A 19,681-nucleotide genomic window follows, 5' to 3' on the forward strand; every position below is an offset into this window, starting at 1 on the left:
TGCTGTAGGGCAACTGGGCCTAATTACATTCGGAGAACATTGTGGCATAAACCCAGCGTGCTTTGCATATTCGGGCGAAAATAAAAAAGACTGCTTTGTCTGTTTTGGCTAGACCGGTAGGTTTTCAGTAACCGACGAAAGGCAGCAGATTATGACCACCGCCACACAGCGAAAGCCACGCACGAAAAAACCGGAAGGCCAGTGGAAGATCGACGGCACTGCCCCGCTTAACGCTGACGAGGAGATCAAGCAGGCCGACGACGCTTTAGCCGTGCGCCAGCGCGTCATCGATGTCTACTCGAAGCAGGGCTTCTCCTCCATCCCCGCCGAGGATCTTGCCCCGCGTTTTAAGTGGTTGGGCCTGTATACCCAGCGCAACCAGAACCTGGGCGGTGAGATGACCTCCAAGCTCACCAACGCCGAGCTGCAGGATGAATACTTCATGATGCGCGTGCGCTTCGACGGGGGCCGCGCGGATCCCGCCAAGCTGCGCGCGGTAGGCGAGATTAGCCGCGATTATGCCCGTTCCACCGCGGACTTTACGGACCGCCAGAACATTCAGCTGCACTGGATTCAGATTGAAGATGTCCCCGCTATTTGGGAGAAACTGCGCTCCGTCGGCTTGGATACCTTGCTGGGCTGCGGCGACGTGCCCCGCGTCATCCTTGGCTCACCGGTAGCGGGTGTGGCGGCCGACGAGATTATCGACGCCACCCCGGCCATCGAGGAGATTAAGAACAACTATCTCCCGCGCGAGGAGTTTCACAACCTCCCGCGCAAGTTTAAGACCGCCATTTCTGGTAACTCCCGGCAGGACGTGACGCACGAAATCCAGGACATCGCTTTTGTTGGCACCGAGCACCCCGAGTACGGGCCGGGCTTCGATTGCTTCGTGGGCGGAGGCCTGTCCACCAACCCGATGCTCTCGCAATCCCTTGGCGCGTGGATCCCGCTTGAGCGCGTCCCGGAGGTGTGGGCCGGTGTTGCGCGCATCTTCCGCGACTATGGCTTCCGCCGAAACCGCAACCGCGCGCGCCTGAAATTCTTGGTGGCGCAGTGGGGCATTGAGAAGTTCCGCAGGGTCCTAGAAGAGGAGTATCTGGACGCGCCGCTTCTCGACGGCCTCCCGCTCCCCATCGCCCCCGGTAACCGCGACCACCTCGGCGTGCACCGCCAGCGGGACGGCAAGTTCTACGTGGGTGTCAAGCCCACTGTGGGGCATGCCACCGGCGAGCAGCTCATCGCCATCGCCGACGTGGCGGAGAGGTTCGGCATTAGCCGCATCCGTACCACCCCGATGAAGGAGCTCCTCTTCCTCGACGTTGAGGAAGAGGATATCCCCGCCCTGTCCCGCGCTTTGGATGAGACGGGCTTGTACTCCCAGCCCTCGGAGTTCCGCCGCGGCGTCATCTCCTGCACCGGCCTGGAATTTTGTAAGCTCGCCCACGTGACCACCAAGGCCCGCGCCATCGAGCTTGTCGATATCCTGGAAGATACCCTTGGCGACCTCGACGTGCCGCTGTCCATCGCCCTCAACGGCTGCCCCAATGCCTGCGCGCGCTCGCAGGTATCTGACATCGGGCTTAAAGGACAGATCGTGACCGATGCTGATGGCAATCGCGTCGAAGGATTCCAGGTCCACCTCGGCGGTGCCCTCGGCCTATCCCCGGACTGGGGCCGCAAGCTGCGCGGGCACAAGGTGGTGGCCGATGAAGTGCCCGACTACGTCATCCGCTTGGTCAATAAATATAAGGAGCAGCGCGAAGACGGCGAACAGTTCCGCCACTGGGTGCTGCGCGCGGACGAGGAGGACTTGCAATGAATTTCCGCCGCAAGCCCAACCCCAACCGCAACCACCCGGCGTACTGCCCCTACTGTGCCGGCACCGATCTTTTCCCAGACGAGGAAGACGACTTTGCGTGGAAGTGCGAAGAGTGCCTCCGGATCTTTTCCGTGCGTTTCCATGGCCAAGATGATGCCCCCGTAGCGCCCGCGCCGGCGGTGTCCTCAACGGAGGCTTTGCAGCGCTCCCTCGCTCGCCGCGGCCACTCCACCGCCACCGCCAAGGAAAAGGACACCGCCCAGTCATGACAGCCCCGAATTCCACCACCGCACTGCTGACCCTCTCGCACGGCTCGCGCCATCCCGCGGCCGCAGCGAGCGTGGCGGCCCTGACCCGCGCTGCCGGCGAGCTTGCCGGTGCGCCAGCCACCGCCGCGCACCTCGAGTTCAATGATCCTCCCCTCGAAGAGGCCGCGCACAACCTTGCTGAACAAGGCGTGCGCGAGGCGATTGTTGTGCCCTTGCTTTTTACAGAGGGCTACCACCAGCGCGTCGACGTCCCCGCTGCACTGGCCCAGGCCTCCGCGGCCTCCGGAGTCACCCTCCGCCAAGCACGCGGCCTCGGCACCGGGGAGGATATGGCAAGGCTGCTCGCGCAGCAGGTGCCGGAAGGAACGGATACCGTCGTGGTGTACTCCGTCGGTTCCTCCGATGAGCGTGCTAATGCTGCGGTAGCTGATCTGGCGCGGCGCGTGGGCGAGCTCACCGGCTGCGCGGCGGAGGTCTCTTTTGCTACGCGCGGCGAGCGCCGGCCCGTGGGGCCGGAGGGGAATCAGGAAGTCGTCGTGCCGCTCTTCGTGAGTCCCGGCTTGCTCTTGGATCGCCTCGAAGGGGATTCTAGGCATACCAGTGAGCAGCCCAGGCGTGTGCTCCCTCCGCTAGGGGAGGCCCTCGCCGGCATTGTGTCCCATCGCTATGCGGAGGTGGCCCATGCGTAGCCTCATCCTCATCGCGCTGGCGGGTGCTGCCGCGCAGCTTGTCGACGGCGGCATCGGAATGGGCTTTGGCGTAACCTCTACCACCATCCTGTTGCTGGCTGGTCTGGGGCCGGCAACAGCCTCTGCGGTAGTGCACACCTCGGAGCTCGGCACCACTCTGGTCTCCGGAATCAGCCACTGGCGCTTCGGCAACGTGCACTGGCCCACCGTGCTCAAGCTCGGTGTGCCGGGAGGCCTGTCTGCCTTCATCGGGGCGGCGGTTCTGTCCAACCTCTCACTGGAAGCAGCCGCGCCCGTAACCTCCGCCATCCTCATCGCCTTGGGCATCAACCTGGTCTGGCGCTTTTCGCGAACGCGCAGCGCCGCACCGCGAGAATCCCGGCCGCATTCGACTCCTTTCCTCGCCGGCCTCGGAGTGCTGGGAGGCTTCGTCGACGCCTCGGGTGGCGGCGGATGGGGGCCGATTTCCACCTCGACGCTGTTGGCGGTCGGCCGCGAACAACCGCGGCGCATTGTCGGCACCGTCAACACCGCAGAATTCCTTGTTACCTTTGGCGCGACGGCAGGCTTCATCGTTGGCCTCTGGGAAGAAATCGTGGCCAACGCTGCCGCGGTCGTGGCCCTGCTTATCGGCGGGGCGATCACTGCGCCGGTTGCGGCGTGGCTCATTTCCCGCATCAATCCCACACCCCTCGGTGGATTCGTCGGAACTGCCATCGTGGCGCTCAACATCCCCAAAGCTTTGGGGTGGGCCCTGCAGCACCCGCAGACCCTCATCGTGCAGTTCATCGCGCTCGTTCTGGGCGTGGCGGTGACTGTGTGGGGAAACGCCCGCCGTGCGCGCCGCGCTGGCGGCAAGGAAAACGAGCACAGCGGTGCCAGCACCGCGCCCCAGCGGGGCGGCAGCCGCGTTGTCGAAACCACGGAGCCGACCGGACGCGATGGCTTTCCTGCCGGCACTCCTGCGGAGGATTCAGAACCCGTCGGCGTGAGCTCGCCGCGATCATAGAAACCTGCCGTATAGGCGTTGACTAGAGCCCAGCAACCTCGCCGATAACGATGACCGCTGGCGGAGCCACCGAGTTTTCCTCCATTGTGGCTCCTAGTTGAGCCAGCTCGCAGTGGAATGCCCGCTCACCGTTGAGGGAGCCCTCCTGGATGATGTGCACGGGGGTGTGGGGGGAAAGGGAGGCGTCGATCAGCGCGGTGGCAATGGCCGCCGCGTTCTTCACACCCATGATGACCGAAAGTGTGGCCCCAGACCGCGCGAGTGCTGCCCAATCCACCAAGGACTTGGGGTGTCCTGGCGGCAGGTGCCCGGAGACCACCGTGAAGGCATGGACGACGCCACGGTGAGTCACCGGCGTTCCTGCCAGCGCGGGGACGGCCACCGCCGAGGTCACTCCGGGGATGACCTCCACCGGGAGACCCGCGGCGGTAAGTGCGGTGAGCTCTTCGAAGCCGCGACCGAAAACGTACGGGTCGCCGCCTTTGAGGCGGACCACCCGGCGGCCTGCCTGGGCGTGCTCGATGAGGATCTCGTTGATGCGCTCCTGGGCCACTTGGGCGCGGTAGGGGATCTTGGAGACGTCGATAAGCTCCTTGGCGTCAACATCACACAGCTTATCCAGCTGGGCAGTGGGGCCGAGGTGATCAGCCACGATGACCTCGGCTTCCTGCAGCGCCCGCATGCCGCGCACGGTGATGAGATCCCACGCGCCAGGGCCGCCGCCGACAAGGACTACCGGATGAATGCTCATGGCCACTCATCCTAGCTATGCTCGGGCTTATGACTTCCTATGACCCCGAATCCGTGAGCTTCTTTGACATCGCCCACGAAGGCGCGCAAGCTCGCGTGGTGGCCGCCGCCGTACCGGAGCTGGCTCGCGTGCTGGGTGGGCTGCGCCCGCGCAGCATCGTCGTCCTTGCCGCTGACCAGGTTTCCCGCGCCGCTGCCCACGTCGCCGTGGGCCTAGCCGAGCCCGCTGAGGTTCCCATCATGGTCAGCGAATCGCTGCCGCTCTTTACCGGTGCCCTCGACGTCGTGGTGGTGGCGGGGGATAGCCCATGGGCAGAGCGCGCGCTGCACGACGCCGCGCGCCGAGGGGCGACAACGATTCTGCTGAATGAGATCGAGGATGCTCCTGAGGACACCGTCGTCATCGACACCCTTCCCACGGCCGAAGGGATTTCACCGGTGCGCGCCATCACGGCCGTGCATGCGGTGAGCGCGGTGTTAAGCGAAGACCCGGTGTTGGTCTCCCGCCGGCTGGAGGACGTTGCCGATGCCGTGGACCGCGAGCTGGAAGCGCTGTCACCGCAGCGCGATTCCACGACGAACCCCGGGCGCGCGTTGCGTGAATTTGCGGAAGGCGGCCGAATCATCCACAGCTGTGGACCCGATCCCTATGCATTCTCGGAGGAGCGCACGCGGGTGCACCTCGACGCTCTCGTTGCCCGCATGGCGGGCACGCTGTGGGCAGTCCATGGGCTAGGCGGGACCGTCGTCGACGCGGAAGGCTTAGGACCGATTCTGCAGACAAATCCGACGGACATCTTCTATGACCCGTTTGAATCGGAAGAGCCTTTGGTACCCTTGAAAATTGTTTTATGGGGACAGGAAGAGGCGAACCTTCCCCACTCGTTCGCAGCGGCGAGCGCCGATACCTCCTGTGGGGAATTGGCCCGCGCGCTGCAGTTGATTACGCGCAGTTATGCCGCGACCGCCTACGACGTGAAATAGAGGAAGTCAATGAAGTTGCTCACCAGTGCTGCCCGCAATTACTCGTGGGGCTCGCGCACGCTGATTCCGACGCTGCTCGGCGAGCCCGAGGCTCAAAGCCCGGTTGCTGAGCTGTGGTTTGGTGCGCACCCGGCGGATCCCTCAACGATTGAGGGAGAAAAGCTGGATGAGATCATCGCGGCGGATCCGCAAGGCCAGCTGGGGCAGCGGGTGGCTGACAAGTATGGCGCCGGCCTTCCCTTCTTGCTGAAGATTCTGGCGGCTGCAGAGCCGCTGTCGCTGCAGGCGCACCCTTCGAAGCAGCAGGCCGAGGAAGGTTTCGCCCGCGAGAACGCGGCGGGAATCGACCTCACGGCGTCAAACCGCAACTACAAGGATGACAACCACAAGCCAGAGCTCATCGTGGCGCTCACGGAGTTCTACGCCATGGCGGGTTTCCGTCCGCTAGCGCAGACCCGCAGCCTCTTTGCGGCCTTGGACTGCGAAGAACTGGCTCACTACGAGGGCATGCTCGACACCGATCCTGCCGCTGAAGGCGACAGCCTCCGCGCGCTGTTTACCACGTGGATTACGATCCCGGGTGCCAAGCGCAAGGAGCTGATCAGCGCGGTGGTAGCGGCGGGCGAGCGCCTGCGCGGCAACCAGGCGGGCGAGCCGTGGATGGCCACCGTGATGGCCACCGTGGCCAAGCTCAACGAGCAATACCCGGGGGATATCGGCGTGTTGGGCGCGTTGCTGCTCAATCACATCGTCCTGCAGCCAGGGGAGGCGATTTACCTTGACGCCGGGCAGCTGCATGCCTATGTCTCTGGCCTGGGCGTAGAGATCATGGCCAACTCCGATAACGTGCTGCGCGGTGGCCTGACCCCGAAGTTTGTCGACGTCCCCGAGCTGGTTAAGGTCCTCACCTACCAGGCGGCAGAAGATCCGCGCGTGGACCTGAAAGATGCAGCCGAGACAGGAGGCATAAAGGGTGCAGAGGCATGGTCCTACCCAGTGCCGATTGAGGAGTTTCTGTTGGACCGCGTCGAGCTTTCTGGTGAGGAGAGCGTCGAGGTCGACAGCGATGGCCCCATGATTGTGTTGTGCACCTCCGGCTCGGTGGCATTGAGCAATGCCGAGGCAGAAAACGTCAGCCTTGGCGCGGGTCACGCGGCGTGGATTCCCGCTAGCGACCCGGCCGCCATCGTTCGTTCCACCGGTGGCGAAGACGCCGAGGTGTTTATCGCCCGCGTTTAGTCGGCGGCCGTTTAGTTAACGGCGCGGGTATTAGGCGGACTGCGTCAATGCTGATGCGGCGGTAGTTTCGCCGTTGTCGGCTAAATGAGCAGCGGTGGGGGTCGCTGCGGAAGGCTCTTCCGCCGCGGGAGCATCATCCGTCGGCGCGGCGGGAGTCGGGGCGGCCTCGTTGGTGCGGTAAGCCGCGGATTCGCGCTCCACTGCTTCCACTACATCGGCGCCTTGTACCTCGCCGCCCTGTGGAGCGGCATCGATAGGCTCGCCCTGTTGCGCTTTCGGCTCCGCATCAGGCGCGGGCGCGTTCTGAGTGAACCCGGCGGGGTGCGGGATGAAGGAGCCAAGCGGTTCAGGAACTCCAGTGTTCTGCGAGGGCGTAGGTTCCTTGGGTTGCGGCTGCTCAGCGGGCTGGTTGCCGTCCTGGTCCTCCACTGGGCCCTCTTGCGGTACGGCGGTCTGAGATTCCGGCGTGGCCGACGGCTGAGTGGGCTCGGAGCTTTGCTGAGGAGTACCCGGAATCGGTGTTTCGGAGGCCGGAGTAGAGCCGTCCGATGGCGGCACGGCAGGGGCCGTGCTGACCGGCGCCTGCGGGTACGGATTGTTCGGAGTTGCCTGCGGCTGCTGGTTCTGCAGTGAGGAAACATTGTCCGGGCGGTAGACGGCCGTGGGGCCAATCGGCTCCGTGCGGTTCACCACGGCATTCGGCGCCAGGTAGGGATCCTCCGCCGGTGCGGCGACATTAGTTTTCGATTGCTTCGGTTGCGTGGATGTCGGGGAAGCCGTGGTGGTATAGGAATGCGTTGTCGAGGGAGCGGAAGACGCGGTGCTCGACACGGCGGTGGCAGCGGAGGGCTTAGACACGACGGATTCGGGCGCGCTCATGCGCCACACTGCGACGCCTACGGCGACGGCACAGAGGAGGCCGGCCGCGACAAAGACCAAGATGCGGCGTGAACTGCTCGTCATGCGGGGCGCTCTCCTTCCTGCACAAAAGCCTGCGTAAATGTCACAAGTCGGTAACAACGATAACACGAATCCGGAGATAGTAAATGGCCTGGGCAAAATTCCCCGTTTAGGCGTGGCATAGGGCAGTGGGCGAAATGCAGCATATGGAGGAGGACAGGAGGAGAGGCAGTCGGAAGACGGCACGGAGCGATGTGACCGTAATAAAACCGCGCTCTTGACCGAAGCCTTGCATGAGGGCATCTAAAGAATGGTAGAAATTGGATTAGATACCGGCTGCGCGGAGCGCCCGCCCGCGAAGCTGCACCGGCCCACCGTGGATGCACGAACGCGGATAAAAACACAGACCCCTAATTCACTTAAGGATGAAGGAGAAAGCAATGAGCTCATGGGATGAGGACATCTTCGCCGACGAGGTCAACGTCGACTTCCTGGATGAACTGGCAGACCTTGAGGATGAAGAAATCGTTGCCGCGGTAGATGATGCCTGCGCGCTTGCGGTCTCGGGCGAAGAACAGACCGAGGAGGAGCAGCGTAACGCCTTGGCGGCGGCCACGATAGCCGCGATCTGGGCAGGCGCCCCGTTCAGCGCCGGAGAAGTCGTCGAAGACTATCCCTTCATCCGGGATCTCGCCGGATCCGGCAGCGAAAACCTCAACGAACATGCCCTGGAGTTGCTCGAAGAGGTCGAGGAAGACTACGACCTCGAGCCCTTCATCGAGGCCTTGTCCTAACGGCAGCACTAGGTACACGCTAGATATAACAGCATGCTGATCAGTATTGAAGGAATCGATGGCGCGGGTAAAAACACCATTACCCAGCGCCTGCGGGAAGAACTAGCCTGCGATGTCGAAGTCTTGAGCTTTCCCCGCTACGAAGAGTCCATCCATGCGCAGCTCGCGCAGGAGGCCCTGTATGGGTGTATGGGGGATCTGACCGATTCGGTCTATGGAATGGCTACGCTCTTTGCGCTGGATCGGCACGGAGCCAAAGAGCAGCTCCTTGCCGCCGCTGAGTCCACGGATAGCCTGCTCATCTTGGATCGCTATGTGGCGTCCAACGCTGCGTATTCCGCCGCGCGGGTCGGCGGTGAGCTCATCGTCGATTGGATCTATGAGCTCGAGTTTGAACGCTTCGGCCTGCCGGTGCCGCAGCTGCAGATCTTTTTGGATACCGACGTCGCCCTTGCCGGTCAGCGTGCCGTGGCCCGTGCAGCAGAGGATGAAGGGCGCAACCGCGACCGCTATGAGCGCGATGCCGCGTTGCAGTCTCGCACGGCGGCCGCCTACCGTCGCTTAGCAGAGCAGCAGTGGGCAGGGCGGTGGATCGCCACCGCGGATGCCGATATGATTATCCAAGCTGTCAAGGAGCTTGTAGGAGAACAATAAAGTGGCACCGAAAATCTTGGTCGTGGATGATGACCCGGCAATCGCCGAAATGCTCACCATCGTGCTCGAGGCAGAAGGGCTGGAGCCTATTGCCGTTAACGATGGAAATGAGGCGATCCCGGCCTTCCGCGAGCATGACCCGGATCTGATCCTGTTGGATCTCATGCTTCCGGGCATGAATGGCGTGGATATTTGCCGCGCCATTCGTACTGAGTCCTCGGTGCCCATCGTCATGCTGACGGCGAAGACAGACACCGTTGATGTGGTTCTCGGCCTCGAATCGGGTGCGGATGATTACATCACCAAGCCCTTCAAGCCGAAGGAGCTCATCGCCCGTATCCGCGCGCGCCTGCGTCGAATCGATGGGGGCACGGGAGAAATTATTGAGGTGGGGGACCTGCTTATCGACGTCCCCGAGCACACCGTTACCCGCAAGGGCGGCGAGGAGATCTCGCTGACTCCGCTGGAGTTCGACCTTCTTCTGGAGATGGCGCGCAAGCCCGGCCAGGTGCATACTCGCGAGGCGCTGCTTGAATCTGTCTGGGGTTACCGCCACGCGTCCGATACGCGCCTTGTCAACGTGCACGTCCAGCGCCTGCGCGCGAAGATTGAGCACGACCCCGAGGATCCACACATCGTCCTCACCGTGCGCGGCGTGGGGTATAAGACCGGGAAAACCGCCGAGTAAAGGACTGCCGCTATTTTTGGTTGGTTAAGGCGAGTCCGGGATGGCGTCGTCGAGCGCTGGCGCACCTCCCTGCAGACACGTGTCCTGGGCATGATGTTGGTGGCCTCCACGGTGGTCATGATCATCCTGGCCTACGCGCTGGTGTCGGTGCTGACGCAGCAGCTGGTGAGCCAGAAGGAGGACACGGCGCTACAGGAGCTCGATCGCGCCCGCGTGGCCGTGGAACAGCAGATCGATGCCACCGGTACGGCAAACTCAACGCAGGTGCGCATCAATTCTGCACGCGCCGCCTTGGGCCAATTATCGGCGCAACAACCCGACGCCCAGGCCGTGTATGAACCGGTCATCGTCGTGGAGAATTCCGACGGCACGGCCACGACGTCCCCGGAGGGCTACCGCATCCCCGACGGGATGCGCGAGCTCGTTGGCCGGGGCCAAGTCGTGCAGCAATACGCCACGGTGGACCAGCAATCGGGAGCAACCTACAACGCGCTGATGGTGGGCACGCCCATTGAAAGCGACATCCCGAATACCCAGGTCTACCTCGTATTGTCAATGGAATCTGAGGAATCCACGATGGCGCTCATGCGTGGTTTGCTCTCGGCTGCCGGAGTGGTGGTGGTTGTCCTCCTCGTTGGCATCGCCTGGCTGGCCACCCAGCAGGTGATCGTCCCGATTCGCTCCGCCTCCCGCATTGCGCAGCGCTTTGCTGCCGGCCACCTGCGTGAGCGCATGGTGGTCAACTCAGACGATGAAATGGGCCGCCTCGCCTCCTCCTTTAACGACATGGCAGATAAGCTGTCTAAGCAGATCACCCAACTGGAGGAGTATGGCGATCTCCAGCGGCAGTTCACTTCTGACGTGTCCCACGAGCTGCGCACGCCATTGACAACGGTGCGCATGGCGGCGGATGTCATCGCGGAAGATGCGGATGAATTCAACCCTTACACCAAGCGCTCGGCGGAGCTGCTCATCAAGGAGCTGGATCGCTTCGAGGACTTGCTCGCGGACCTGTTGGAGATCTCTCGCCACGATGCCGGCGTGGCTGACCTCTCCACGGCCTCCATCGACATTCGCTCCTGCGTGGACTCCGCGCTGAGCCAAGTGGAGCACCTCGCCTCGGAGCTCGGAGTGGAGGTCGTCGTTCATGTGCCGGAGGAACCCGTCGCCGTGGAATGCGATTCGCGTCGCGTCGAGCGCATCCTGCGCAACCTGCTCGCGAACGCCATCGACCACTCTGAGGGCAATCCCATCATCGTGGACGTCGGCGCGACTGAGGACGCCGTCGGCATCGCCGTCACCGACTCCGGTGTGGGGCTCAAGGAAGGCCAAGAAGAGCTGGTGTTCAACCGCTTCTGGCGCGCGGATTCTTCGCGCAAGCGCCATTCTGGTGGAACCGGCTTGGGCCTTGCCATCGCTCGCGAGGATGCCGTGCTCCATGGGGGCACGCTCGACGCCATCGGCTACTACGGTATAGGCTCGCGCTTCCGATTGATCCTTCCACGCACCCCGGGGCAGCAGGTGGAGTCCGAGCCCATTGCTCTGGAAGAGCCGGGGGCACCGAAGCCCATAGAAGCAGAGGAACAATCCGCTCTTGAGCTGAGCGCTGATCCGGAGGCTCCTGCGGTTAAAGCAGAAACGGACAACGGGATTGTGTGGCCCTCCGAGCGTGAGGCCCGCGCCGTGGAGCCGCCTTTTAACCAAGACAGCGTGTCCGACTTCGAGGAGGAGGCTCAGCGATGATTCCAGCCCGCCGCCCGCTCGCAGTACTCAGTTGCGTCGCACTCACCGCTCTCGTTGGTTGTTCGACGTTGCCACATAACACCGATCCGCAGGTGATTAGTACCTTCGAACCGCATGACCGGGCCGACGATGCCGTCGTCGAGCCGCGCGCCGATAGCGAACCTGACTTGCTTGTCCGTGACTTCTATTCGGCCGTGGCGATTCCCACCGGAAACTACGCTGCCGCACGCACCTTCCTTTCCTCTGAGATAGCCAATTCTTGGGACCCTACTGACACCGTTCTCGTGGTGGACTCCATCGATCTGGTGACCTCGAACATGGAGGACGGTGCCCTGGAGTATTCGGTGCGCGGCAATATCATCGGCCGTCTGGCCAACGGCGGGGCCTATGTCCCCGATAACTCGCGTCTTGAGGCGACCGTTCGGCTGCGCCAATTCAATGGGCAATGGCGCATTACGGATCTGCCTACCGGTGCCGTGATTGAGCGCACCGAATTGCGCAATCGCTATCGCCCGCAGTCGCTGTACTTTTTCGATACGACTCAACGCCTGCTTGTGGCGGATCGTCGCTGGCTTTATTCGGGAAAGGATTCGATTGCCTCGGAGCTGGTCACGCTGTTGCTGCAGGGACCATCCTCCGATATCGCGCCGGCAACTTCCAGCCTGATCCCCAAGGACGCCACCTTTTTGGGAATCAATGATGGAGTCTATGAGTTCAGCGGCATGGCTTCGATGACTCAGGAGGAGCGCCTTAAGTTCGCCGCCCAGCTGGTGTGGACCCTCAACAACGCCGAGATCACGAACTCCGTCCGCGCCACCATCGATGGCAGCCCGCTTGTGGATGGCATGGAGGAGATGACCATTGATGATTTCGCGGAGTTTAACCCCGAGGTAGCCGCCCAATCGGTGCCCAAGCTCTATGCAGTCAACGATGGTTCGCTGCTTGAGGTTAAGGGTGAAGGCAGCGCCGAGGTGCCGGGCATGGCCGGACAGATTCATGACATTCAGTCCGCCGATATCTCCGATGAGGGGATGGTGGCCGCCGTGCGCAAGCGCTCCGAGAAGGAGTCGCAGCTAACGATGGGCGAGCTGGGCCACGAGCTCGAGAATTCGATCAAGGGCGAGACTTTGGCCCGCCCCACTTTTGAGGTGGGCGGCCAGGTGGCGTGGACCGTCGTCGACGGCAAACACGTGGTCCGCGTGACGCGTTCTCCGGCCACCGGAGAGCTGAGCACCGCCGAGGTTGACACCTCCGCGTTGGAGAACGTGGAGGGAGAGATTTCGGTCATCCGTCTGTCACTCACGGGAGCGCGCATCGCCATGATTATCGACGGCAGCGTGTACACCGGCGTGGTTGCCCGCGCGACGTCGGGAGAGCGCCGCATAGTCAACGTCCACCAGGTGGGCCCGGAGCTGACCGGTTCGGCGCTGTCGGTGGAGTGGCAGACGGACGGCTCCCTGCTCGTGGGTACCTCCGCTTCGAACTCTCCGGTGTGGCGCATCGAGCAAGATGGTTCTTCGGCAACAACACTGCCTACCGGAAACATCACCGCGCCCGTGGTGGCGGTGGCGTCCTCACCGTCGACGCACTACGTCACCGATGCGCATGCCCTGTTGCAGCTTCCTGCGGGCGGGTCCGAGCGCTCCTATTGGCGTGAGGTCGAAGGTCTGCAGGGCGTGCGCTCCTCACCCATCATCGCGCGCTAGAGTCGCGCTAGAGTGGGGCGCATGCCGAAAAACCGGGGGATAGGGGAGGCCGCCGCCGCACTTCTGGAACTGTTCCTGCCGCGCCCGTGCGCGGGGTGTGGCGGTGAGACCACTGCAGGCGGGGTGCTGTGCACGGCCTGCCAGGAACACCTTCGACAGGTGCCACGTCGCGTGGAACGCCCGCAGCCCCTAGGTTTTCCGGCCTGGGCCCTTGGCCCCTATTCCGATATTCGCCGTGGGGTCATCATCGCTATGAAGGAACGCGGGCACCAGGCGGTGCGAGCTCACCTCGGTGCGGTGTTGGCTGCCGGCATCGAGTACCTGCGCGCACGCGGTGATATTCCGGAGACCGCGCTGCTCGTGCCGGCGCCCACACGCGCGTCGTCGGCCCGCCAGCGCGGTGGTGATCCCGTCGCTGCGCTGTGCCAGGCGGCGTCCGCCCGGCTTCCGGGCTGGGACGTGTTCAATGCCTTGAGCACGGCCGAAGGTAGTGCGGACCAGTCGCAGCTCGGCGCGGTGGAACGCGCCGACAATATGCGCAGGGCAGTGCTCTTGCGGCCTTGTGCGCGCGAGCTGGAGGGACGCAGTGTGCTGCTTGTCGACGACGTCATCACGACCGGCGCAACTCTTCGCGCCAGCGCCGCTCGCGTGTGGGCCATCGGGGGTGACGTGGCCGGCGCGATTGTGCTGGCAGATGCGTAAGGAGGGGCGTCGCCAAGCATGCGCAGAGGGGGCCACTGACCGGGTTGGTTATGACCAGTGGTAGCATGAGGGGTGTCACAGGGAAGCGGGCATCAAGCCCCTCATCACAGGGCTGTGAGCGTCCGCAGAATGTGCAGTCATTCAGTCCCCACGAGAATAGGGAGGCATTTCATGTCCCAGCAGACCAACGCTCAGGTCACCATCACCGGCCGCAACGTGGAGGTTCCGGAGCACTTCCAGGACCGCGTCACTGAAAAGTTGGCCAAGATCGAGCGTCTTGATCCGACCCTGACGTTCTTCCACGTGGAGCTGCAGCACGAGCCGAACCCGCGCCGCGAGTCCGAGGCTGAGCGCCTGCAGATCACCGCCACTGGTAAGGGCCACATCGCACGCGCCGAGGCTAAGGAAGATTCCTTCTACGCCGCGCTCGAAACCGCCCTGGGCAAGATGGAGCGCTCCCTGCGCAAGGTCAAGGTACGTCGCGAGAACGTGAAGTCCGGCCACCGCGCGCAGAAGGGTACTGGTGAGATTGCCGCTGAGCTGGTCGCCGAGGCTGAAGCAGCCAAGCCGGCCAAGGAAGAGCGCTACATCGACCCCTACGCAGAGACCGTCGAGGATGTTCGCCCGGGCCAGGTTGTGCGCTTCAAGGAGCACCCCGCCACCCCGATGTCTGTTGATGATGCACTCAGTGAGATGGAGCTGGTTGGCCACGACTTCTACCTCTTCATCAACGAAGAGAACAACAAGCCTTCCGTGGTCTACCGCCGCCACGCATTCGACTACGGTCTCATCTCCCTGACGGATGCTGATGCTTAAGGCCTAAGCCTCCAAGGGCCTTAGCGCCCCAACCCACAGGCTCCCTGCCCCGCAGCGCACGCGCGCAGCGGGGCAGGGAGCTTTCTTAAGTCTCTATTAACATCCATTAATCCCTGTCTGCTGAGCTTTGCGTGGGGAGGAGGCGGCCGCAAGAGGGGCGCGGGGCAGTGGCCGGATTCGCACTTTGGGTTGGGTGGCGAATCATTACAGAAAAGCTAGTGAGTACAATGGCGACGAGTTAACTTATTTGTCGCGACAAGAAGGATTATCTAGACGTGTTTGGACTTTCCAAGCTGCTCCGTGCCGGTGAGGGACGCACCGTCAAGCGCCTGGCTAAAATTGCAGATGATGTTATTGCCCTAGAAGATAAATTCGCGGCGCTGTCGGATGATGAGCTAAAGGCTAAGACCGACGAGTTTAAGAAGCGCCTGGCGGACGGCGAGAAGATGAATGACATTCTTCTCGAAGCCTTTGCCACCGTGCGTGAGGCAGCCTGGCGAGTGCTCGACCAGAAGCACTACAAGGTGCAGATCATGGGCGGTGCAGCCCTGCACTTCGGCAACGTCGCCGAGATGCGCACCGGTGAGGGCAAGACCCTGACCTCCTTGCTGCCGGCCTACCTCAATGCGCTGGAGGGCAAGGGCGTGCACATCGTGACGGTCAACGATTACCTGGCCAAGCGTGACGCCGAGATGATGGGCCGTGTCCACCGCTGGCTGGGCCTTACCGTGGGCGTCATCCTTTCTGAGATGCGCCCTGCGGATCGCAAGGAAGCATATGCGTGCGATATTACGTACGGCACCAACAACGAGCTGGGCTTTGACTACCTCCGCGACAACATGGTCCGCTCGCTCAATGACACGGTCCAGCGCGGCCATAATTTCTGCATCGTGGATGAGGTTGACTCCATCCTTATCGATGAGGCCCGTACCCCGCTCATCATTTCCGGTCCGGTTGACGGCTCCTCCCAGTTCTACGGCGTCTTCTCCCAGCTGGCGCCGAAGATGCGCGAAGGCATCCACTACGAGGTGGACCACAAGAAGCGCACCATCGGTGTGCTGGAGGAAGGCGTGGAATTCGTTGAGGACCAGCTGGGCATTGAGAACCTCTACGCCCCAGAGCATTCCCAGCTGGTGTCCTACCTCAACAACGCCCTGAAGGCCAAGGAGCTTTTCACCCGTGATAAGGACTACATCGTCCGCAACGGCGAGGTTCTCATCGTGGATAGCTTCACCGGTCGCGTGCTTGCTGGCCGTCGCTATAACGAGGGCATGCACCAGGCCATTGAGGCTAAGGAAGATGTGGAGATTAAGAACGAGAACCAGACTCTGGCCACCGTTACGCTCCAGAACTACTTCCGCCTGTACGAGAAGATTTCCGGCATGACCGGTACCGCAGAGACCGAGGCAGCCGAGCTGCACTCCATCTATGGTCTGGATGTGGTTCCGATTCCGACGAACAAGCCGAACCAACGTATCGACCACTCCGACCGTATCTACAAGACCCAAGAGGCGAAGTTCGCCGCGGTGGTTGATGACATTGAGGAACACGTCGCCGAAGGCCAGCCGGTGCTGGTGGGTACAACCTCGGTGGAGCGCTCCGAATACCTCTCCCAGTTGTTGAGCAAGCGCGGGATCAAGCACTCGGTGCTTAACGCCAAGCACCACGAGGAAGAGGGTCAGATCGTCGCCCGTGCCGGTCGCCCCGGCACCGTTACCGTAGCCACCAACATGGCTGGCCGTGGTACCGATATCGTGCTCGGCGGTAACCCCGAGGTCATCCTGGATGAAAAGCTGCGCGATCGCGGCCTCGATCCCTTCGAAGATGAAGAGAAGTACCAGGAGGCCTGGGACGCCGAAATCGATCGCGAAAAGGAACACTCCAAGAAGCTGGGTGACCAGGTCCGCGAGGCCGGCGGACTGTACGTGCTGGGCACCGAGCGTCACGAGTCGCGTCGTATTGATAACCAGCTGCGCGGCCGTACCGGACGCCAGGGTGACCCGGGCGAGACCCGCTTCTACCTGTCCATGCGTGATGAGCTCATGGTGCGCTTCGTGGGCCAGTCCATGGAGAACATGATGAACCGCCTCAACGTGCCGGATGACGTGCCAATTGAGGCCAAGATGGTGTCCAACTCTATTAAGGGCGCACAGGCGCAGGTCGAGAACCAGAACTTTGAGATGCGTAAGAACGTGCTCAAGTACGACGAGGTGCTGAACGAACAGCGCAAGGTGGTTTACGCTACCCGCCACGACATCCTTGAGGCCAGCGACATCAAGGACAACATCCGCGAGATGATCGACGACACCGTGTCTGCCTACGTGGCGGGTGCTACGGCCACCGGCTATGTGGAGGACTGGAACCTGGACGAGTTGTGGAATGCCTTGGAGTCCCTGTATGGGCCGACCAAGACGCATGAGGAGCTTGTCGACGGTACCGAGTACGGCTCCGCCGGCGAAATCTCCGCTGAGCAGCTGCGCGATGCACTGGTGGCTGATGCCAACTCCGAGTACGACAAACTTGAAGAGTCCGTCAGCGCCATCGGCGGCGAGAGCCAGATGCGCAATGCAGAGCGCATGATCATCTTGCCGATCATTGATCAGAAGTGGCGTGAGCACCTCTATGAGATGGACTACCTCAAGGAGGGCATTGGCCTGCGTGCAATGGCACAACGTGATCCTCTGGTGGAATACCAGAAGGAGGGCGGCGACATGTTCAACGCCATGAACGAAGCTGTGAAGGAAGAAACTGTGCGCCAGCTGTTTATGTTGCGTAAGCAGTTCAAGGCGCAGGAAGAGGCGAATGCCGCGGACGAGGCGGAAGCCTAGTAAATGCCAACGCCACAGCGTTATTGAGCGCTGAGGCACTTCCGAGACGCCGTGTGGGAAGTACTCCCCGCGGCGTCTTTTTTATTGGAGGCACTTAGGTATATACTGGCAAATTAGTAATTATTATTCTTCGGAGGTTGAGTGAGTATGCGCCGCTTGTCTGTGCGAGTAGGTCTATCCGTGTTCGCATCTGCCACCCTGCTGGGTGGCGGCGCGGCTGCATCTGCTGTGGAGCTTGCTCCCGAAGAACAGTGCCAGCTCTCTTCCGTCTTGAGCTCGCAGGGAGATGTATCCGCCAAGGACACGGTACTCAGCTCCCAGGACATTGTCCCCACCGAGTGTGGCGCAGTGGCCACGCCGGAAAGTGTGGAAGAAACCACCAAGAAATCACCGGTAGTGGGGGCCACGATGTTCGGCGGTATCAGTTTGGCTTTGGTGAGTGCTTCCGCTGCATTCGCGGGCATCGACTGGACGCCAATCTTGATCAAGCTGGGGTCGCTTTTCTAAACTTCCGGCTCCCCGTTGCCGTGGGGATGCATGCCGACTGAAAGCAACCGGAAGGAACTCAGGTGCCGTCCAACGGCGGCGCCGGTAAAGGCGCGTCGCGTCGATCCCATCAGCACTGAGCCGAAGAACTCGCCATTCGAGCGCGCATGCAAGCTACGCAGCGCCATCCCTCCGCGCCACTCCGAGGACGCCTGGGCCTTCCGCCAAGCGCGGACATGGTTTGCAATTTCCGGTGCAAAACGTGGGTTGTTGAGGTGGCTTAAAGGCCGCAGCGCGGCGGCAACTTCTAGAACTATGACTACAAGCCCGTGGATCTCTTTCCGCGTAGCGAGGTCACCCGCAGTAGGTTGACGCTCGTAGCGGATACGCTGTGGGGCGACATACAGCTGCAAATGGCTCATGCCAGGGATGGGGGTGTACATGGGGATCGCGTCCTCTTCCGCGATAAGCGGGGCGGAGGAGTGCACGAAGGCTAGGTTCGGGGCGGGCGCGGTGAAGGAAGGTGGACGCACGTTCATTGTGCCACGGTAGGCCTATATGCGGCTAGAGCACTGCAGTGCATAAGCCGGTGAGAGCGGGCAGGCGGTATGTTCGCTATACTTTCGGACGATAAACACAGTTCAATGCGAAGGGTAGATAATATGCGTGGACTCATCGTCGATTTTGTAGGCGTTCTTGACGGCACCGAAGAAGACGTCAAGCGCTGGCGGGATCTGTTCGCCGCCGCGAAATCAAACGGAGTTGCCACCGCAATCCTTTCCAACGATCCGGGCGGCCCGGGCGCTGAGCACATTCGTGAGTGGGAATACCGCGGCATCGTTGATGCCGTTGTGCTTTCTGGTGAGGTCGGCGCTGAGAAGCCGGAGCGCGCTGCTTTCCAAGCCGCAGCGGATGCCATTGATCTGCCGATTAATGACTGCGTCATGGTGGATGACTCCATCGTTAACGTGCGTGCGGCGGTGGAAAACGGCATGGTCGGCATGCTCTACACCGTCTTCGACCGCACGAGCGTAGAGGTTCAGGCAGTCTTCGACATTGAAGGTGAGTTCTAAGTGTCGAAGGATGTGCGCGTCTTCCTGCCGGCAACCTTTTCTATGCTGGCTGAGCTCGAGGAAACCGGCCAGCTTGCTGCCCGCAGCGGTTGGGGTTTTGCGCTAACCCCCGCGCTGCGCGAGTTCTACACCGAGGGTGACGAGGAAGAGATCGAATACTCCGCGTTCCTCGAAGCATCTATGGCTTCGCTGAGGCTCTTGGCTATCGGTGATGAGGAGAAGTTTCCGCACCGCCGAGTCGTCATTTCCGTCGACGTGGACGAGTCCGTGGTGACCCCGAAGCCGGACATGGGGGAACCGGTCGTGGCGCTGGAGCCCGCGACCATCACGAAGGACAATCTTCAGGCCATCCACGTGGACATCGAAGAGTCCGAAGCCACTACTGCCAAGGCTATCGACGCCATCGATAACGCCGACCTTGGTGACGAAGATGCTGAGCTCGCCGTCGGTGATGCCCTGGATAATTTCATGGCCTTCTATGACCCGACTGAACTGCCTATCCTCGTGGAGCTTCTCTAAGTATTTTCTG

At 62.1% G+C, this 19,681-nt stretch carries 20 protein-coding genes; 17 read left to right on the forward strand and 3 right to left on the reverse strand.

The genetic code is table 11. The annotated features are described in order from the left end of the window. Positions 1-151: 151 nt before the first annotated feature. Genes ACUY3D_RS02185 through ACUY3D_RS02200 form a run of 4 tightly spaced genes read left to right on the forward strand, consistent with a single transcriptional unit; the run spans position 152 to position 3,789 of the window. Complete coding sequence (locus tag ACUY3D_RS02185) at positions 152-1,822, forward strand: nitrite/sulfite reductase (RefSeq protein ID WP_448240254.1); 1,671 nt, start codon at positions 152-154, stop codon at positions 1,820-1,822. Continuing rightward, on the forward strand, positions 1,819-2,091 hold the full coding sequence (locus tag ACUY3D_RS02190; RefSeq protein WP_448240255.1) for a hypothetical protein: 273 nt from the start codon (positions 1,819-1,821) through the stop codon (positions 2,089-2,091). Before ACUY3D_RS02185 ends, ACUY3D_RS02190 begins: the two co-directional genes overlap by 4 nt. After that, on the forward strand, positions 2,088-2,780 hold the full coding sequence (locus ACUY3D_RS02195) for a sirohydrochlorin chelatase (protein WP_070530858.1): 693 nt from the start codon (positions 2,088-2,090) through the stop codon (positions 2,778-2,780). The genes ACUY3D_RS02190 and ACUY3D_RS02195 overlap by 4 nt, the downstream gene beginning before the upstream one ends. Further along, positions 2,773-3,789 (forward strand): sulfite exporter TauE/SafE family protein, encoded by a 1,017-nt coding sequence (locus ACUY3D_RS02200; protein WP_448240256.1) that lies wholly within the window; start codon positions 2,773-2,775, stop codon positions 3,787-3,789. The genes ACUY3D_RS02195 and ACUY3D_RS02200 overlap by 8 nt, the downstream gene beginning before the upstream one ends. A 22-nt stretch (positions 3,790-3,811) precedes the next feature. On the opposite strand, the gene cobA is transcribed toward ACUY3D_RS02200, so the two are convergent. Further along, on the reverse strand, positions 3,812-4,540 hold the full coding sequence (gene cobA / locus ACUY3D_RS02205) for a uroporphyrinogen-III C-methyltransferase (protein WP_448240257.1): 729 nt from the start codon (positions 4,538-4,540) through the stop codon (positions 3,812-3,814). A gap of 29 nt (positions 4,541-4,569) precedes the next feature. Here cobA and ACUY3D_RS02210 point away from each other — a divergent pair, with 29 nt between their 5' ends. Next, positions 4,570-5,523, forward strand: a complete 954-nt coding sequence (locus ACUY3D_RS02210; protein ID WP_448240258.1) for an exopolyphosphatase — start codon at positions 4,570-4,572, stop codon at positions 5,521-5,523. A 9-nt stretch (positions 5,524-5,532) separates the two neighbouring features. Beyond that, complete coding sequence (manA, locus tag ACUY3D_RS02215; protein ID WP_070564891.1) at positions 5,533-6,762, forward strand: mannose-6-phosphate isomerase, class I; 1,230 nt, start codon at positions 5,533-5,535, stop codon at positions 6,760-6,762. A gap of 30 nt (positions 6,763-6,792) precedes the next feature. Here the strand turns inward: manA and ACUY3D_RS02220 are convergent, their stop codons facing one another. Continuing rightward, positions 6,793-7,725, reverse strand: a complete 933-nt coding sequence (locus tag ACUY3D_RS02220; protein WP_448240259.1) for a DNA-directed RNA polymerase II — start codon at positions 7,723-7,725, stop codon at positions 6,793-6,795. Between the two features lie 377 nt (positions 7,726-8,102). Here ACUY3D_RS02220 and ACUY3D_RS02225 point away from each other — a divergent pair, with 377 nt between their 5' ends. The 9 genes from ACUY3D_RS02225 (at position 8,103) to ACUY3D_RS02265 (ending at position 18,100) form a co-directional block, all read left to right on the forward strand. Continuing rightward, positions 8,103-8,456 carry a DUF4259 domain-containing protein gene (locus tag ACUY3D_RS02225; protein ID WP_070522555.1) on the forward strand — a complete coding sequence of 118 codons (354 nt, stop codon included), beginning with the start codon at positions 8,103-8,105 and terminating at the stop codon, positions 8,454-8,456. A gap of 33 nt (positions 8,457-8,489) precedes the next feature. Next, positions 8,490-9,110: a dTMP kinase gene (locus ACUY3D_RS02230; protein ID WP_448240260.1), complete on the forward strand. Its 621-nt coding sequence runs from the start codon at positions 8,490-8,492 to the stop codon at positions 9,108-9,110. Position 9,111: 1 nt separating this feature from the next. Further along, positions 9,112-9,798 (forward strand): MtrAB system response regulator MtrA, encoded by a 687-nt coding sequence (mtrA, locus tag ACUY3D_RS02235; protein ID WP_070684131.1) that lies wholly within the window; start codon positions 9,112-9,114, stop codon positions 9,796-9,798. Positions 9,799-9,867: 69 nt separating this feature from the next. Beyond that, positions 9,868-11,541 (forward strand): MtrAB system histidine kinase MtrB, encoded by a 1,674-nt coding sequence (gene mtrB / locus ACUY3D_RS02240; RefSeq protein ID WP_255365779.1) that lies wholly within the window; start codon positions 9,868-9,870, stop codon positions 11,539-11,541. Then, on the forward strand, positions 11,538-13,247 hold the full coding sequence (gene lpqB, locus ACUY3D_RS02245) for an MtrAB system accessory lipoprotein LpqB (protein WP_070522565.1): 1,710 nt from the start codon (positions 11,538-11,540) through the stop codon (positions 13,245-13,247). The genes mtrB and lpqB overlap by 4 nt, the downstream gene beginning before the upstream one ends. A 21-nt stretch (positions 13,248-13,268) precedes the next feature. After that, positions 13,269-13,949: a ComF family protein gene (locus ACUY3D_RS02250; RefSeq protein ID WP_448240261.1), complete on the forward strand. Its 681-nt coding sequence runs from the start codon at positions 13,269-13,271 to the stop codon at positions 13,947-13,949. A 171-nt stretch (positions 13,950-14,120) separates the two neighbouring features. After that, on the forward strand, positions 14,121-14,765 hold the full coding sequence (gene hpf / locus ACUY3D_RS02255) for a ribosome hibernation-promoting factor, HPF/YfiA family (RefSeq protein ID WP_070522571.1): 645 nt from the start codon (positions 14,121-14,123) through the stop codon (positions 14,763-14,765). Between the two features lie 275 nt (positions 14,766-15,040). Then, positions 15,041-17,593, forward strand: coding sequence for a preprotein translocase subunit SecA (gene secA / locus ACUY3D_RS02260; RefSeq protein WP_144268749.1), 2,553 nt, complete (start codon positions 15,041-15,043; stop codon positions 17,591-17,593). Between the two features lie 180 nt (positions 17,594-17,773). After that, a complete protein-coding gene (locus ACUY3D_RS02265; RefSeq protein ID WP_232755616.1) occupies positions 17,774-18,100 on the forward strand; it encodes a hypothetical protein in 327 nt (108 codons plus the stop codon). Here ACUY3D_RS02265 and ACUY3D_RS02270 read toward each other — a convergent pair. After that, entirely contained in the window at positions 18,097-18,618 is a 522-nt protein-coding gene (locus ACUY3D_RS02270) for a hypothetical protein (RefSeq protein ID WP_227486282.1), read from the reverse strand. The genes ACUY3D_RS02265 and ACUY3D_RS02270 overlap by 4 nt on opposite strands. A gap of 123 nt (positions 18,619-18,741) precedes the next feature. Between ACUY3D_RS02270 and ACUY3D_RS02275 the strand changes: the two genes are divergently transcribed. Further along, entirely contained in the window at positions 18,742-19,152 is a 411-nt protein-coding gene (locus tag ACUY3D_RS02275) for an HAD-IA family hydrolase (RefSeq protein ID WP_070522579.1), read from the forward strand. A gap of 12 nt (positions 19,153-19,164) precedes the next feature. After that, positions 19,165-19,671: a DUF6912 family protein gene (locus tag ACUY3D_RS02280; protein WP_448240331.1), complete on the forward strand. Its 507-nt coding sequence runs from the start codon at positions 19,165-19,167 to the stop codon at positions 19,669-19,671. Positions 19,672-19,681: the final 10 nt, after the last annotated feature.

This window comes from Corynebacterium guaraldiae (assembly GCF_053480195.1).